Origin of the sequence: Aureimonas phyllosphaerae, assembly GCF_047943035.1 — a bacterium.
Taxonomy (GTDB): Bacteria; Pseudomonadota; Alphaproteobacteria; order Rhizobiales; family Rhizobiaceae; genus Aureimonas; species Aureimonas phyllosphaerae.
Genome location: NZ_CP181348.1, coordinates 864,576 through 880,088, shown reverse-complemented (window position 1 = coordinate 880,088; position 15,513 = coordinate 864,576). Strand labels below are relative to the sequence as shown.

At 73.0% G+C, this 15,513-nt stretch carries 13 protein-coding genes; 5 read left to right on the top strand and 8 right to left on the bottom strand.

The genetic code is table 11. The annotated features are described in order from the left end of the window. Nucleotides 1-48: 48 nt before the first annotated feature. Together ACLNGM_RS03980 and ACLNGM_RS03975 are read left to right on the top strand one after the other, a co-directional pair. The gene (locus ACLNGM_RS03980; RefSeq protein ID WP_416357291.1) at nt 49-288 is read left to right on the top strand and encodes a BrnT family toxin; all 240 of its coding nucleotides are present in this window, start codon (nt 49-51) and stop codon (nt 286-288) included. Then, nucleotides 257-535 carry a helix-turn-helix domain-containing protein gene (locus ACLNGM_RS03975; RefSeq protein WP_416357290.1) on the top strand — a complete coding sequence of 93 codons (279 nt, stop codon included), beginning with the start codon at nt 257-259 and terminating at the stop codon, nt 533-535. Before ACLNGM_RS03980 ends, ACLNGM_RS03975 begins: the two co-directional genes overlap by 32 nt. Nucleotides 536-539: 4 nt before the next feature. Here ACLNGM_RS03975 and ACLNGM_RS03970 read toward each other — a convergent pair whose 3' ends face one another. The 8 genes from ACLNGM_RS03970 to ACLNGM_RS03935 form a co-directional block, all read right to left on the bottom strand. Further along, nucleotides 540-1,670, bottom strand: a complete 1,131-nt coding sequence (locus ACLNGM_RS03970; RefSeq protein WP_416357289.1) for a polysaccharide pyruvyl transferase family protein — start codon at nt 1,668-1,670, stop codon at nt 540-542. A gap of 85 nt (nt 1,671-1,755) precedes the next feature. After that, nucleotides 1,756-3,024, bottom strand: a complete 1,269-nt coding sequence (locus ACLNGM_RS03965; protein WP_416357288.1) for a glycosyltransferase — start codon at nt 3,022-3,024, stop codon at nt 1,756-1,758. After that, entirely contained in the window at nt 3,021-3,917 is an 897-nt protein-coding gene (locus ACLNGM_RS03960; RefSeq protein WP_416357287.1) for a SapC family protein, read from the bottom strand. The genes ACLNGM_RS03965 and ACLNGM_RS03960 overlap by 4 nt, the downstream gene beginning before the upstream one ends. Then, nucleotides 3,914-4,636, bottom strand: a complete 723-nt coding sequence (locus ACLNGM_RS03955; RefSeq protein WP_416357286.1) for a SapC family protein — start codon at nt 4,634-4,636, stop codon at nt 3,914-3,916. Before ACLNGM_RS03955 ends, ACLNGM_RS03960 begins: the two co-directional genes overlap by 4 nt. Continuing rightward, nucleotides 4,633-5,472, bottom strand: coding sequence for a hypothetical protein (locus ACLNGM_RS03950; RefSeq protein WP_416357285.1), 840 nt, complete (start codon nt 5,470-5,472; stop codon nt 4,633-4,635). Before ACLNGM_RS03950 ends, ACLNGM_RS03955 begins: the two co-directional genes overlap by 4 nt. After that, complete coding sequence (locus ACLNGM_RS03945) at nt 5,469-6,764, bottom strand: glycosyltransferase family 4 protein (protein WP_416357284.1); 1,296 nt, start codon at nt 6,762-6,764, stop codon at nt 5,469-5,471. Before ACLNGM_RS03945 ends, ACLNGM_RS03950 begins: the two co-directional genes overlap by 4 nt. Beyond that, nucleotides 6,761-8,848 (bottom strand): hypothetical protein, encoded by a 2,088-nt coding sequence (locus tag ACLNGM_RS03940; protein WP_416357283.1) that lies wholly within the window; start codon nt 8,846-8,848, stop codon nt 6,761-6,763. The genes ACLNGM_RS03945 and ACLNGM_RS03940 overlap by 4 nt, the downstream gene beginning before the upstream one ends. Nucleotides 8,849-8,898: 50 nt before the next feature. Further along, complete coding sequence (locus tag ACLNGM_RS03935) at nt 8,899-9,726, bottom strand: hypothetical protein (protein ID WP_416357282.1); 828 nt, start codon at nt 9,724-9,726, stop codon at nt 8,899-8,901. A gap of 366 nt (nt 9,727-10,092) precedes the next feature. Between ACLNGM_RS03935 and ACLNGM_RS03930 the strand changes: the two genes are divergently transcribed. From ACLNGM_RS03930 to ACLNGM_RS03920, 3 genes are all read left to right on the top strand, one after another. After that, the gene (locus ACLNGM_RS03930) at nt 10,093-10,875 is read left to right on the top strand and encodes a hypothetical protein (protein WP_416357281.1); all 783 of its coding nucleotides are present in this window, start codon (nt 10,093-10,095) and stop codon (nt 10,873-10,875) included. Nucleotides 10,876-10,927: 52 nt separating this feature from the next. Beyond that, nucleotides 10,928-12,055 (top strand): hypothetical protein, encoded by a 1,128-nt coding sequence (locus tag ACLNGM_RS03925; protein WP_416357280.1) that lies wholly within the window; start codon nt 10,928-10,930, stop codon nt 12,053-12,055. Nucleotides 12,056-12,165: 110 nt separating this feature from the next. Continuing rightward, entirely contained in the window at nt 12,166-15,513 is a 3,348-nt protein-coding gene (locus tag ACLNGM_RS03920) for a tetratricopeptide repeat protein (protein WP_416357279.1), read from the top strand.

The window sequence follows — 15,513 nt, the reverse complement described above, 5'->3', positions numbered from 1 at the left end:
CCGTACTTTGACACTATGTCGGACCGTTTCGATCCTGCCAAGGATGCCTTGAACCGTGAGCGTCATGGTCTGCCGCTGATGTTCGGCGACGCCGTTATGGCCGATCCCGACCATCTGATCCTGCCCTCGATTCGCCCCGAGGACAGCGAGGAGCGGTTCAAGGCGATCGGGGCGGTGGCGGGAAAGCTCTACACGGCTGTCTTCACCTGGCGAGGCGAAAGTCCCCGGTTTATTTCCGTACGAAGGAGCAACATCGGTGAAGAACGAGCCTATCGCTCTCCAGGCTGACCCTCAGGACCCCGAAGATTTCGATGTCTCGGTCGAAGGATTGGACCGAGGCCAGAAGGCGCGGGAGATCCGCCGGGTCCGCAACCGGCTCGGGCTGTCGCAGCCCGAGTTTGCCAGGCGTTTCCGTGTTCCGGTCGGCACCTTGCGCGATTGGGAACAGGCCCGCACCGCGCCGCCGGATTTTGCGCTGGCCTATGTGCGCGTCATCGAGCGCCATCCCGACATGGTGCTGAGGGCGATCGGATGACGCCTCACATCCGCGTCTTCACCCCGTTCTTCTCGATGAAGGCCTTCATCCGGTCGTAGCGCTCGGGGAAGAGCTGGGTAAAGCGGGAGAAGCGGGCGGGCGCAAGGGCGTCGGCGAGCGTTTGGCGCTCGAACTCGGCGGGCGTGTAGATCGGCAGGTCGAAGGTCTCGGCGAGTTCGCGCGAGCGGGTGTCGTAGGAGAAGAGGACGCCCGGCACGCCCATCGCGACGGCGGGCAGGACGGCATGCACGCGGTAGCCGAGCGCGGCGTCGAACTGGGGCGCGTAGACGTCGTAGTCGCCGGGCGCGCCGACATAGTAGAGACGCTGCTCGTAGAGCGCCTTGAGGCGCGCGCCGGTCATCTCGTCGAACCAGCCCTCCGCCACGAGCTTGGCGGTGGCGCGGTCCTTGTGGAGCGGTGCGCGGAAGAAGAAGGCCTTCTCCTCCGGCTCGCCGTGGCAGGAGAGGTAGAGGTCGGCGGCAAGGTCGAGCTTGGCGATGATGCGCTTCTGCGTCGCCTGGAACTCGGACGGGTCGACGGCGTAGGTCGAGCCGACCTCGCGGCGCAGCGAGAAGGTCACGCGCTTCGGGCCGCCCTCGCGGTGGCGCAGCGCCATGGCGCGGTCGCGGGCCCGGAACAGGGACGGGCAGCCGATGATCTCGAGATTGTGGATGCCGTTGCGGTGGAGCGTCTCGGCCGAGAACGCACCGCGGACCCCGATCGTCGTGCGCTCGGCGATCATCTGCCACAGGCGGCGCCCTTCCTGCGGCAGCACGACCGCCCGCTCGGTCTCGGCCTGCGCGCCGACGCCGATGCACAGGACCGGCAGGTCCAGCGCCTCCAGCCACTGGGGGAAATGGCCCCAGTCCATCGCCTCGTGGATGTAGTTGGAGCCGCGCAGGAGGATGAAGTCGCAGCGCTCCTTGATCCGGCGCACGCCCTCCTCGGTGACCGGCTCGTCGATGTTGAGCGAGTGGCCCTCGGTGTAGTCGACGAGACGCAGCGTCGAGTCGTACACGCAGATGTCGCCGGTGTTGTAGTAGTCCTCCAGCGTGTTGCGGAAGGGGACGTCGAACCACACGGCCTCGTGGTTGTTGAGCCGCCGGCCGGAATACTTCACCAGGGCTGCGCGCATGGAATTCAACCTTTGCTCGTGGTCGTGCGGAGGACGCAAGTCGGCGGACAGGATCGTCCGAAAACCTTAAAACTCGATGGGCCGCTCACGCCGCGCCGAAGAGGCCCGCCTCGAAGGCGGGGGCGGCACGACGGGGAACGACGGTCGGCGCGTGGATGAGGCGCATGGCCTGCGGAACGCAGACGCCGGCCATGTCGTAGCGGGTTACCACGGTGCGACGGGCGGCGGCCCGCATCGCCTCGTAGCGCTCGGGCTCGGCGAGAACCCCGGTCACGGCGCCCGCCAGCGCCTTCGGATCGTGGAAGGGCACCAGCAGGCCGTTCCGCCCGTCGATCACCTCGCGCACCGGCGGCGTGTCCGAGGCGATCATCGCGCAGCCCGTCGCCATCGCCTCGAGGCACGACCAGGACAGGACGAAGGGATAGGTGAGATAGACGTGCGCGCGCGAGACCTTCAGGACGTCGAGATAGCGGGCGAAGGGCAGGTGCCCGAGGAAGTGGACGCGGGACAGGTCGATCTCGCCGGCCACCTCGTTGAGGAAGATGCGGTGCCAGCTGTCGCCGGACGGCGGGCGCTGCCCGTAGCTCACGTCGAAGCCGCCGACCACGAGGACACGCGCCCCCGGCCGGCGCTTCAGGATCTCCGGCAGCGCGCGGCAGAAGACGTGGTAGCCGCGGAGCGGCTCGAGGTTGCGCGCGACGAAGGTCACGGTCTCCTCGCCCGCGCGCAAGGTGGTGCCGTCGTCGAGCCGGAGCGTCGCGGCCGGGTCGGGCGCGACGAGGCGCGTGTCGACACCCTCGTGCACGGTGCGGATCTTCGGCCGGAACTCGGCCGGGAAGGTCGAGCGCTGCCAGAGCGTCGGCGACAGGGCGATGTCGCAGTCGGCGAGCGCCAGAAGGCTCGCGGCGTTGCGCGCGTGGAGGCCGACCAGCCCGTCGAGGCCGAGCTCGGGAAACTCCGGGTCGAAGTTCACGTCGGACTCGCGCGGCCTGTAGAAGTACTCGCAATAGACCACGAGGCGCGCATCGGGAAACACGGCACGCAGCGGCATGGCCTCGCCCCAGCCGGAATGGGCGACGACGATGTCGGGCGTGAAGCCCGAGGCGCGCAGCATGGTGGCGACGTAGAGCGCTTGCTCGGCCCGGCGCGCCTCACCGTCGAAGCGCCGCGCGAAGGGGTGGGTCGCGGCGAGCGAGCCGGCGGGCAGCGTGTAGCGATGTAGGGTAACGCCGGGCAGCGGGCGCGAGCCCTCGGCGCCGATCGCGCGCACCTCGTTCTTCGGGTCGGCGCCGAGATGCAGGGCGAGATGCCGGAACTGGGCCGGGAAGTTGTTGTGGACGAAGAGGTACTTCATGCCGCGACGGCCGGCGAACGCTCGTTCGCCGGCTCCCCCTCGTCCGGGGCGGGCGCGGCGAAGTCCGACAGGTCGCCGATCGCCAAGATGTCGAAGAGGTCGCTGCCGTCGAGCGCGAAGTTCATCGCCTCGAGGCTCGCCAGAACGACGTCGGCGGGCTCGGCAAGGCGCGGTCCCGCCTCGGCCTCGGGTCGGCCGGGTGCGGCGCGCTCGGGCGCCTGCGGCAGCCGCTCGGGGCGGAAGTGGCGGCGCGAGAAGACGAGGGCGCCCGCCAGATCCAGCGGCAGGAAGGAGCGCGTGGCGAGCGCCGCCGCCGCGCCGTCGTCGAGAGCCACGAGCCGCGCCGCATCCACCGTGAGGTCGGCGGCCGGCTGCCCGGCCGGATCGCGCAGCGGCACGAGGACGCCCGCGATGCGCAGGAGTTCCAGCGCCGCCGACAGCTTCACCGCCCCATTGCGCATCGCCAGGAGGGCGTTGCGGATCGCCGCCATCTCGCCGGACAGGGTGCCGGCGGCCGGGTCCGAGCAGACCGGCATGCCCCAGGGGCCGACGAGCCCCGCATCGGCGACGACGTCGATCTCGTCGATCGGGCGCCCGCCGCGGCGGTTCGAGAGGACGAAGGGATGGGTGCGCAGCGCCAGCGGCCGGTAGCCGGCCTGCCATTGGCCCTGCCCGTCCACCGCCGGGCGACGCAGGAAGGCGGGGTGGACGAGGGCGCCGAGGCGCGGCATGCCGCCGAGCATGCGCACGGCCAGCGGCAGGTGATGGGCGGTGAGATGGAACTCGGTGTCGTTGACCGGCACCCAGGCGAGCGCCGCCGCGAAGCCGAAATGCTCCGGCGGGCGGAAGCTCGCGCCTGCCATCGCAGACAGGGGGGTCAGCGTCAGCGTCATCGCGGCGCGCTCGTGCCGGCGCTCGCACGGGCGGCGGCGAGGAGGGCTGCGGCGCGAAAGAGCGACAGGCGGTGCAGCGACAGAAGCCGGGCCGCCGCCATGCCGAAGAGGGCGACGACAGGTTCGAGGCGCGGCGTGTCGAAGGCGCCGGCCTGGACCACGGCGAGGCCCTCGATGTCGCAGGTGCGCCCGTGGCCGAGGTCGAAGCGCAGCGGCCAGGGCTCGAGGAGGCCGAGTTCGCCGAGCATCCGACCGATGGCGGAGGTGCGCGCAAAGTCGCGCTCGAAGAGCGACAGGGCGCGCAGGCGCAGCTCGGCGCCCTTGGTCAGGCGTCCATCCGCCGTGGTGATCGGCGCCCCGGCATCCGTCGGAAGATCAGCCCCGGCGACGTCGAGAAGGCGCGGGTTGTCGCTCTCGCGTGGCGGGCCGGACGGGAACACGAACGGGTAGGCCTGGAGAAGCAGCGGCAGGAGCGGCAGGGCGTCGGCGGTGCCCGGCGCAAAGCCGGAGCCGTCCTCCTGGAGGGAGCGCAGGACCGCAAGACGCGGTCCCTCCTCGCCCCGCTGCCAGACCACGGGAAAGACGGAGGCGAGGCGCTCGGCTTCCGCGGCGACGATCGGCACCAGGCCCGCCTGGCGCGGCAGCGGATAGGAGAAGGGCGAATAGATGCGGGCGACCATGCGCTCGCCGGTCAGCGGCTCGGCGCGCTCGGAGATCATCGGCGCTCCTCCGGGCGGCAGGGCACGAAGGCGGTGAACGGCAGGGCGGCGTCGCCCGCGCGAAAGCCGATCGTGGCGTCGAGGTCGAGGAGAAGGAGCGTGCGCCCGCCGAACGCGTATTCAAGCCCGGCGCCCGCACCCGCCGCCTCGCCGCCGAGATGGGAGCCCTCCACGAGGTCGATCCGGCGATCGCCGGTCGCCCAGAGGCCGATCACCGGCGGCGCATGCGGGAAGGCCTCGCGCACCGCGCGGCGCATCGCGGGAAGCTCGGGCCCCCGCACCTCGTCGCGGATCTCGCAGTCGATCGCCGTCTGCAGGTAGAGTTCGAGAAGCTCGGCGGCGTGGAGGGCCACCTCGTCGCAGACGCCCTGCGCGTCGCGTCCGCGGCGCTCGACGGCGAGCGTCATCGGATGGGCGCCGAAGCGCGCGAGGCCGCGCAGCGCATCATGCTGTGCCTGTGCCAGCCAGCCACGGCCGAGCATCCAGGACAGGGCGGCGGGGTCGCGCCCCTGCCGGCGCCGGTCCTCGGTCAGCGCCTCGCGCGGGGCGAGCGTGGTGGAGCCCTGCTTCAGGAGGAGCGTGCCGCCGTCGAGGCGCACGTCGAGGACGCGCGGATCCTGACCGGGCGCCAGCGCCACCGGAAAGCCGAAGCCGACGAAACCGTCGCCGAGCCCGGCATCGGCGAGATCCTGGCGGAACAGATCGACCCGCCCGCCGCCGACGCACTGGTCGTCGTGGAAGGCGAGCACCGTCGCACCGCGCAGCGCCAGCCGGTCGCAATGAATCCAGCCCTCGACGCGCGAGCGCGTGGCAAGGTCGATATGCCCGCGGATCACTCGGCCGCCTCGAGCGGTGGCAGCACGCGCTCCTCGCGCCAGCCGAAGGCCTCGCAGTAGCGCCGCGCCATCTCGGCCGCCGAGATCACCGGCGGCAGGCCGGCGCGCAGCACCGCGGCGTTGTTCGGGTCGGCGGCGAGCCGCAGCGCGCGCAGGAGGTCGGCCGCGTCGCCGAGCCGGAAGTGAAGGCCGGCCACCCCGTCCGGCACCTTCTCGGCCATGCCGCCGATGCCGGTGCAGATCACCGGCGCGCCGGCGCCGAAGGCCTCTTGGATCACCACGGGCGAGTTCTCCCACCACTTCGACGGGATTACGACATAGTCGCACTCGCTCATCAGCCGGTGCACCGAGCGGTTGTCGTAGGCGCCGGCATAGGTGAGGAACGGGTGGGCCTTCAGGCTCTTCTCGAAGCGCTCGGTGAACTCGGGGCCCTGACCGATCAGGTTGCCGTGGATGCGAAGGCGCATAGTGCTGGCCAGCGCCTTGTCGGCGCCGATCAGCTCGGCGGCGTCGAGGAGCACGTCAACGCCCTTGAACGGGTTGATCTGGCCGAAGAAGCCGAAGGTCCAGCTCTTGTCGCGCTTCGGCCCCCGGATCGGCTCGGCGGGTGCGAGCAGCCCGTTCTCGATCACGCTCATGCGCGCCGCATCGAGACCCCAGTCGGTGAAGCGGTCGGCAAGGAACCGGCTCGGCGAGACGAAGCCGTCGAAGTCGCCGAAGCTGTCGAGCATCGTGTCGCGGCGCATCGCGAACTGCGAGCGCAGATGCTCGGGAAAGCAGGTCGCGCAGGCCTCGTTGGACGCGCTCTCGCACAGGATGCGGGCCTGGCGCGTGATCATCTGGCCGTGGTTCTGGCAGATCGCCAGGAACTCGTGGATCGTCAGGTAGGTGCGCATGCCCGGCATCGCCTTGACGGCGCGCAGGGCCCCGAGGCCGAGGTGGTAGAAGTGGTGGAAGTTGACGAGCCCGACGCCCTCGCGCTCGAGAATCTCGACGAGCTGGTCGGTCACCGAACGCGGCGCGAGGTGATAGAAATGGTCGTAACGCTCGGCGTCGTGGAAGACGGCGAACTCGTTCTCGTCGGCAAAGGCGAGGCGCTGGCGGGTCGAGGACGCGCAGGCGCCGATATAGATCGCATCGACCCCGATCTGCCGCAGGCCCCGGAACAGCGCATAGGCCGAGATCTCGGCCCCGCCCTTCGACAGCGACGGATGGCTGTGGGAGACGACGGCGACCCGCGGCCGGGCGGGTGCCGCGCCCTCGCGCGAGACGTTGAGATTGGCGGGGATCATGCGGCGTCGCTCCCCCGACCGGCGAGAAGGCCGGCGTCGATCATGTCGGCGAGCCGCGAGACGGCGGCGCGCTCGATGCGCATGGCGGAGGCCGGGTGGGCGCGGTCGCGCGCCGGCGAGACCGGCAGGCCGCTGTCGCCGAAAAGGCCGCGCGTCAGCGCCGGGGCGTCGGCCGCATGGGCGAGGAACGCCGCCGTGCTCCAGCCGAAGCAGCCGGCCCCGTAAGCGCCGTCGACGCGGTCCGGGCGCCCGGCATCGTCCAGCACCTCGAACCGGTCGAGACCGTGGCCGCGACGCAGAAGGCTTGCCGCTGCGGCCCGCCAGCCGGCCGTGTTGAGGACGAGCCCGCGCCCGACATGAACGAAGCGCTCCGGCGACAGCGCCTGAAGCACGAAGGGGAGTTCCGACAGGATGTCGTGGCCGTGGGGCACCACGAGGAGCGACAGGGGCGCCTCGATGCCGGCGCGAAGCTCCTCGAAGCGCATCAGCGCCTCGGCCCGGCCGCGGCCCTGGTCGGCGACGATGCACACGCCCGTGCCGGGGTCGAGCCCCCCGAGGTGCCGGGCCAGCCGATCGAAGACGAGATTGAGGTTTCCCGCCTCGCCGGGGAGGCGCACGACGACGAGCCGCTCGCACGGAGCCGCGTGAAGCTTTGCCGGCTCACGACGAAGGTTGCCGAGGTTACGGCGCTGCGCGGCGAGGAACGCGTTCCAGAATGGCTCGTGGCGAATCGCGGGAAACAGCGCCAGGAGCTCCTCGCCGTCAGCCACGGGATCGAGGCGGCGCAGGAGCTTCGGCTCGATGCGCAGGACCGCGCCCGTGCCGTCGTCGTGGACGATGCGCAGGAGCGGTGCGCCGGCGGCGTCCGGGGGCAGCGCGCCCTGGAGGACGGTCGAGAAGCCGGCGCGCGCGGTCGTACCCCCGCCGCCGAACAAGCCGGCAAGGTCGGGGCGCGCGCGAAAGCTCGTCGAGCCTTCGTCCGCGGCCAGCACGCAGTCGCCGACGCGCATCTGGAAGGTCTCGATGCGCTTGGCCGGGCTCACCGCCCAGCCTTCGGCAAAGCACCCGAAGCCCGGCACCATCAGGAGCTTGTCGATCCCGCCCTCCGTCGCAAGGCCCGCGGCGGCGGCGTTGCCGGCCATCCAGTTGCCGCCGGCATGGAGGACGGCGGCCAGCGCCTCGGCATGGCCGCCGATCGACAGCGCTTGCGCCTGCGCGAAGGCGGCGGCGAAGGCGTCGGCCTTCAGGACGCGCGTATAGGCGCCGTAGCGCAGGTGGAACTGCGCGCCCTGCCCGAGATAGACGAAGCCGTCGCGCAGCGTCGGCGGCGGCTGCCAGCCGGTGTCGAGAAGGCCGACCACGCCGACGCAGGTGGAATTGAGGTCGGGGCGCTCGTAGCGGAACACCGCGCCGCCCGCCGGCAGCTTGTCGCGGTCGGCGACCACGGCGGGAAAATCGATGTCGGCGCCGCGCTTCATCCAGCCGACGAACCAGACCTGCCCGTCGGTGCCCACATGCAGCGCGTCGATCTGGCCGACGTCGTTGTCGGAGATCGGTCGCAGCGGCCGGTCGCGCAGCGCGACGGCCTCGGCGCGCAGGCCGGCCAGGCGCCGGAGCATCCGGTCGCCCCGCGTCTCGCCGGCCGCCTTCGTGGCGAGACCCGCGACGAGCGCCGTGCGCCAGGCGGCGACGAGTTCGCCCACCGTCGGGTCGCGGCCGCCCGGCGGCATCAGGCGCATGTCGGTGCCCGCCACCCGCACGCCGACGCGAAGCGCGGCGCGGCGCGGCGACAGGCGGGCGAGCCGCGCGAAGACGTCGGGGCCGAAGCGGAAGGCGGCCTGCGTGGTGCGGCCGAGGCGAAGGTCGCTCGGCGGATGGGCAAGGCCCGTCGCACCGAGCGCCAAGGCGTCGTCGCCGACCGTTAGCTCGAGGTCCGTCGCGGCCTCGGGCGCGTCCACCGACAGGACCCAGCCCGACACGCCGTGCCCCGCCTCGAGGCGCTCGATGCGCCCGCACCAGCGCCCGGCCTCGTGGTCCACGAGATCGCTCGGCGCGTAGGCGGACAGGGGAAGGACGTGCAGCATGGGCAGGGACGCGAGGGTTGTCGGGCGTCGGGATCCGGTCGGCCGCCGCGTCAGGCGACGGGTTCGGCGCGGACGATCTCGACGGAGGCGCCCTCGCCGATCTGGATTTCCGAGCGCGCCCGCGCGTCGAGGATCAGGAGCTGCTCGCCGGTCAGCGCATAGTCGGTGAAGGGCACGGCCTGCGCGCCCTCGGTGTCGGAGACATGGGTGCCTTCGGCGACGCGCACGCTGGCGCGCCCGCTCGCATGGAGGGCGACCACCGGCGGCGCGGCCGAGGCGGCGAGCGTGCGGGCGAGCGCGGCCGCGAACTCGGCCGGGGTGCGGACTGTTTCCGTGCTCGTGCGCACATCGGTCCCGGCGTAGGACTCCAGAAGCGCTGCGGCGACTGCCGCCGGCTTCTCCGCCACCACCGCCTCGTCGCCCGCCGAGCGCCGCAGGAGGCCGCGCTCGTAAACGCCGAAGGACCACAGGATGCGCAGGAAGTCGAAGTCGGCCTGCGAGATGCGGCCGTGCTTCAGCGCCCATTTCAGGGAGGCGAGACGCTCGCGCACCTCGTCACGCTGGAGACCGGCGCGCGCCTTAGCGTTGCCCGCGACATGCGCGCCGTTCTGGAGGATCACCGCGTCGCCGCCCTCGAGGCGCAGCACCACGGAACCCACGCGATCGGGCGCGACCGAGATCGGAAAGCTGAAGCCGAGATGGCCGTCGCCGAGGCCTGCGTCCGCCAGGTCACCGCGGAAGGTGTTGACCTTGCCAGCGCCCACGCACTGATCGCCGTGGAAGGCCAGCAGCGTGTAGTCGCGCACCCGCCCGTCGGACGTATGGATCCAGCCCTGAATCTGGTCGGCGCTGGCGAACTCGATGCTTCCCCGGATCATCTGCGGACGGCTCCTACTCGGACAATTCTTCTAGACTATGAACGATATTCCTTACGCATCTGTAACGTGCGGTTGCGTCGTTTCCGGCAGGACGCGAGCGCCCTCGCGGCGGCAAGATGGTAACCGCGGCAGAAACCTTCGGTAATTTTGCGTTGACCTTTAAGCAAAGCATTCCACAGCACCATCGCGGTTCATCTGTTGTTTTCCTCACCACCAAGAACAGTATTCATTAACTTGAATATCGCCCGACCTCGTCGTCTTCTGCATGGGACGAAATGGATGGAGCGGGCTGTGCAAGGATCCGAGCGACGCGCGACATTGCGGGTGGAACGAGGACTCTCGGCTTTCTCGTACCGGGCGGACGCCTTGCTGACCGGCGAGGCGCCCGAGGTCGAGATCGTCGCCGTGTCCCCCGGCATCTCGCTCCTGACCGCGCCCGGCGAGCGGCCGGGCTTCCTGTCACGGCCGGGCCAGGTGCTTGTGGTGACCGCCGAGGCGGCCGGCGCGATCGACGTCGTGATGCGCGCGAAGGGCCCCGGCAACGTCCTGCCGGCGGGTCTCGAGCTGAAGCGCATGGGCGCGGAGACCGAGGCGGCGCCGGAGCCGGCGCTGCGTCTGCGGCCCGACCTTCCCGATGGCGGCGTCGAATTCCTCCTGCGCGCCCACGTGTCGCTACGCGGCGACATCGCCGCCCCGCGCGGCCACTGGATCTGCGGTCCGGAAACGCCGGGCCGGATCGAGGGGCTGGAGATGCGCGGCGTCGCCGCCGAGCTGCCGGTCGAATATCAGGTGGCGTCGGGCGGGCGCGGCGCGGGCTGGTCGCCCTGGACGCCTGCCGGCGCCTATGCCGGCACGCGCGGCCGCGCGCTGCCGCTGATCGGCCTGCGCGTGCGGCTCCTGCCGGATGCGGCGCCCGGTCTCGCGCTCAAGGCCGACGGCGTGTTCCTCGGCTCGTCGGTTTCGACCCGCCAGGGCCGCGAGATCGAACTCGTCGGCCCGACGCCGCTCGACCCGCTCGTCGGCGTGCGCCTTGACTTCGTCGCGGCCGCAAGGTCCGCCGGGCCTCTGCCCTCGCCCACCCCCGTCCGCCAGCCGAGCCGTCTGCGGGTCTTCCGCCGCGCGGCCGGGCCGGTGGACGCGGCCGCCTGATCTATCCGCCCCGGCACCGCGTCTCGGCGGCGCCGGATCCTGAAGGCCCTGAATGGCTGAGATCTACACCTATTCGGCGAACGCGAGCCAGGGACACATGTCCCCGGACACGTCGGACCATATCAACAGCGTGCTGTCCGATCTCGGGTTGGGCGGCACGTCTGCGGATTCGGCCGACGTCTCGCGCACGAGCGCCGAACCGGTGACGAGCGAGGCTTCGGCCTCCTCGCCGACCGCGCCCCATGCCGAGGCCGCGACGCCCCCCGGCCACGTCGACGGCGCGGCGATCGAGCCCGACCACACCGCCTCGATCCTCGCCGGCGGTTCCCACACCGCGGTCCCGCCAGCCCCTGCGGCCCCCGCGAGGGGCCCCGTTGCCGACGGCGCCCCGGCTTTCCATGCGCCGCCCGCCGACACCCATGCCGCCACCGCCTATGCGCCGCCGCCCGGCGCCGACAGCGTGCCCGGCAGCCATTCCGGCTCCGGCGCGGAGACCTTCGGGGGCTTGGGCACCGACACGCTCTGGGGCAGCGACGGCGGAGCGCACGGGCTCTCCACCCTGCCGCCCGCGCCCGCCGGCAGCGACACGATCCGCTCCTCGGGCGGCATGGAGACGATCTACGGCGGCAACGCCACGATCTACGCGTCCGGCCATTCCGCGACGCTTCACACCGACACCGTCCATGCCGGCAGCGAGGGGGCGACGATGGACGGGTCGGCCTCCGCGCAGGCCGTCCACACCGACGGCTCGTCCGCCTTCGCCGACCTGCCGGGCGGCTCGGGCAGCGACACGATCGTCCTGCACGACGGGGCCGGCACGATGCCGCCGCCGGGCGGCGACGATGCCCATGCGGCCAGCGCCTACGGCACCCACGACCCCTATTCAGCCCACGATCCCTATGCGGCCCACGATGCCGGCGTCTACGCCTACGGGTCGCCCGACAGCGTGGTCGGCGGCGACGGGTCCGATCCGTTCGCGCTCCTCGGCTATTCCGGCGGGTCCGACGGCTACGACAGCGGCCACACCGACACGGGCACGGCGCACCACGATCCCTACCTCACCGACGGGCACGTGACCCATTCCGACACCGGCACCACCGTCTCCTACCACGACGGCTACGACCCAGGTTATTCCGGCGCCGACCAGCTGGAGTTCAAGGACACCGTGATGGCGAGCTGACCGCCTTGAGGCCGCGCGACGCGGAGGCGTTTCCGGCGTAAGGGCCCGTTCAGGGTTCGCGGTGCAAGGTCGGCGCCTCCGTGCCCTTCCGCCCGACGAGCCGCCCGCCGATGTCCGCCCTCCCGACCCCCAGCTTGCGCGACCTCGCGCTCGCCGCCCGCGCGGCCGGCGAGCGGGCGCGCGCACTGGCGCTATTCCGCGAGGCGGGCGACCCGTGGAGCCGCAACGACGCAGCGCTCGAACTTCTCGCGCTCGGTGAGGTCGAGGACGCCCGACGGACGGCAGAGGCTCTCGCCGGGGAGCGTCCGGATTTCGCGCCCGCCCGCCGCACGCTCGGGCTCGTCGCACGCGCCGCCGGCGACCTCGATGCCGCGCTCCACCATTTTCGGGCCGCCACCGCGCGAGACCGCGCTGACCTCTGGAGCGCCTACGACGCCGCCGAGACCTTGCGCGCGCTCGGCCGCGGCGAGGAGGCCGATGCGGCGCTCCGCGCGCTCGCCGGCGGAACGCCCCTGCCCCACGCCCTTCGCGCGCTCGGCGCGGCGGCGCGCGCGCGCGGCAACGCCGAGGACGCGCTGGCCGCCCTTCGCGTCGCGGCCGATCTCCTGCCCGCCGATCCCTGGTTCCTGCTCGACCATGCCGAGGCGCTCGTGGCGCTGGAGCGGCTGGACGAGGCGGACGTCGCGCTGCGCGCGCTCGTGCAGCACCACCCCCACTTTGCCGGCGCACGCCGCGCCCTGATGCGGCTCGCCGCCCGTCGCGGCGATGCGGCGATGCGGCTCGATGAGGCCCGCGCGCTCGCCGCCCTCGACCCGGATGCCGGCGCGCTGGATCTTGCCGACGTGCTCCTCGAACGCGGCGAGCGCGCGGAGGCCGAGACGGTCTGCGTCCGCCATCTCGTGCGGCGCGGGGCGACCCCCCGACCGCTGCGGCAGCTCGCGCGGGGCGCCCGCCAGGCCGGCGACGCGGAGCGGGCGCTCGCCCACCTTCGCGCCGCCGCGCGCCTCCTTCCCGCGGACGCCACCCTGCGCGCGGAATGTGCTGGCGAGGCCCTCGCGCTCGGCCGCATCGCGCAGGCGAGGGCCGACGCCGAGGCCGCGCTCGCGATCGACCCCGCCGCCCCGCGCGCCCACCGCGTCCTCGCCCTCGTCGCGCGCGCCGAGGGACGCGAGGCGGAGGCGCTCGATCGGATGCGCGCGCTCTGGGCGGACGGTGCGGGACCGTCGCAGGCCGGCTTCGATCTTGGCGCCGACCTTCGCGCGGACGGCTCCTTCACGGACGCCGCAACCGTCTACGAGCGCCTCGCCGAACGCCCCGACGCCGCGCCGGAGGCCCTCGTCGAACGCGCCCTCCTCGCCCGCCGCCTCGACGGCATCGCCGGCGCACGCGCGCGGCTGGGCGAGGCGCTGCGCCTCTCGCCCGGTCATCCGCGCGCGCTCCTTTGCCTTGGCGACATGGAGCGCGAGCTTGGGCGCTTCGAGGCGGCGGCGGCCGCCTACCGCGCGGCCTTGGAAAGCCGGCCAGGTTTCGGCTGGGCCCATGTCGGCCTCGCCCTTCTCGCCGAGGCACGGGGCAATGCGGACGAGGCGGTCTCGGCGCTGAGTGCCGCGATCGCGGCCGACCCCGGCGAAAGCCATCCGCGCATCCTCCTCGCGCTGCGGCTCGCCGAGCGCGGCGACGGCGACGACGCCCGCGCGCTCCTTGCCGGCCTCCCGCCCGGCGATCCCCGCGCCGCGGAAGCCGCGCTCGCGCTTGCCCGCATCCGGCGCCTGGACGGCGACGGCGCAGGCGCGCTGCGGGTGCTGGAAGACGCCACGCGGCGCTGGCCGGACCGGCCGGACCTTGCGGTCGAGACCGCCGAGGAAGCGCTGCGGCAGGGGTGGCCCGAGGCGGCGCTGGCCTGGCTGTCGTTCGGCGAGGCGCGTCACCCCGGCCATCCCGGCCTTCTCGAGGCGCGGGCCCGGCTCGCCCTGTCGCGCGACGATCTCGAGGCCGCCACCGCCCTCTTCGACGAGGCTGCGACCGCCGATCCCGGCCGGCTCGGCCCTCCCCTGATGCTGGCGCGCCTTGCCGCGATGCGCGGCGATCCGGCGTCGGCGCTCGAACGCTTCGAGGCGGCCGCGCGGCGCTTCGGCGAGCGGCCCGAGCTGACCCTCGCGCGCGCCGAGACGCTGCGCCAGCTCGGCCGGATCGCGGAGGCCGAGCGCTGCTTCGACGAGAGCCTCGCGCGGGCGCGGGTTCCCGCCGTCGCGATCGCCGCCGCCCTGGCCGCGATCGAGGGCGCACGGCTGCCGCGCGCCGAGGCGCTCCTGTCGGGATTGACCACCGCGACGCGGGCCGACACGGCGCGACTGCATTTCGCCCTCGCCCAGCTCGCGGCCGCCCGTTGGGACTTCGACCACGCCATCGCGGAGGGCGAGGCGGCCGTGCGCCTGCAGCCGGCGGACGGCTGGTATCGCAACCGCCTCGCCCATGCCGCGCTCCCTGCGCTCGACCTGCCGCGCGCCGCCCGCGCGCTTCAGGAGGGTGCGGCGCTGGAGGCCGGGGCCAACGCGCTGCGCGGCAAGTCCGCCAATCCCTCGCAGAGCCATTACGGCCAGCTTCTCGACGAATTCCGCCTCGACGCCGAGGCGCTGGCGGCGCTGCAGGCGGCGCTGGCCGAGCCGCCGGCCGTGCGCCTTGCCGCGATCGCAGCGTGCCTGCGCGCCTTCCCCGACCACACCGCCTCGTCGGTCCTCTATCTGATCGAGGCCCGCCGGCAGGGCGCGCTCGCGACCCGCGTCGGCGACGGCGACGGCGGCGTGCCGCGGGCGATCCACCAGTTCTGGACCGACGACGCGGTGCCGGCCGACGTCGCCGCCTACATGGCGACCTGGCGCGATCTCAACCCCGGTTTCACCCACCGCGTCTGGAGCGAGCGCGAGGCGGCAGGCTGGCTGGCGGCGTACGGGCCGCCGGCCACCGCCGCGGCCTTCGCGCGGGCCCGCGAGCCGGCGATGAAGGCGGACCTCTTTCGCCTCGCGCTCCTCGCCCGCGAGGGCGGCGTCTGGGTCGATGCCGACGACCGGTGCCTGCGTCCGATCGCGCCGCTGCTCCAGCGCGGCGCCGGTCTCCTCGCCTATCAGGAAGACCTCGGCTCGGTCGGCAACAACGTGCTCGCCGCACGCCCCGGCCATCCCCTCGTCCTCAGGGCGCTTGCCCAGGCGAGCGAGGCGGTCAATCGCGGCGACGGCGACATCCTGTGGCTGGCGACGGGTCCCGGCCTGCTGACGCGGGTGTGGGTCGACGCGCTCGCGCGGCCGTCATCGGGCGAGGCCGACGACGCCCTCCTCCTCGAGCGGGCGGAGTGCCTCGCCCATGTCGCGATCCATTGCCTCGCCGCCTACAAGGCGAGCGAGCGGCACTGGAGCCGCACCGCCTTCGGGCGGGGGCGGCGGGCGAAACGCATGGCGTCCTGA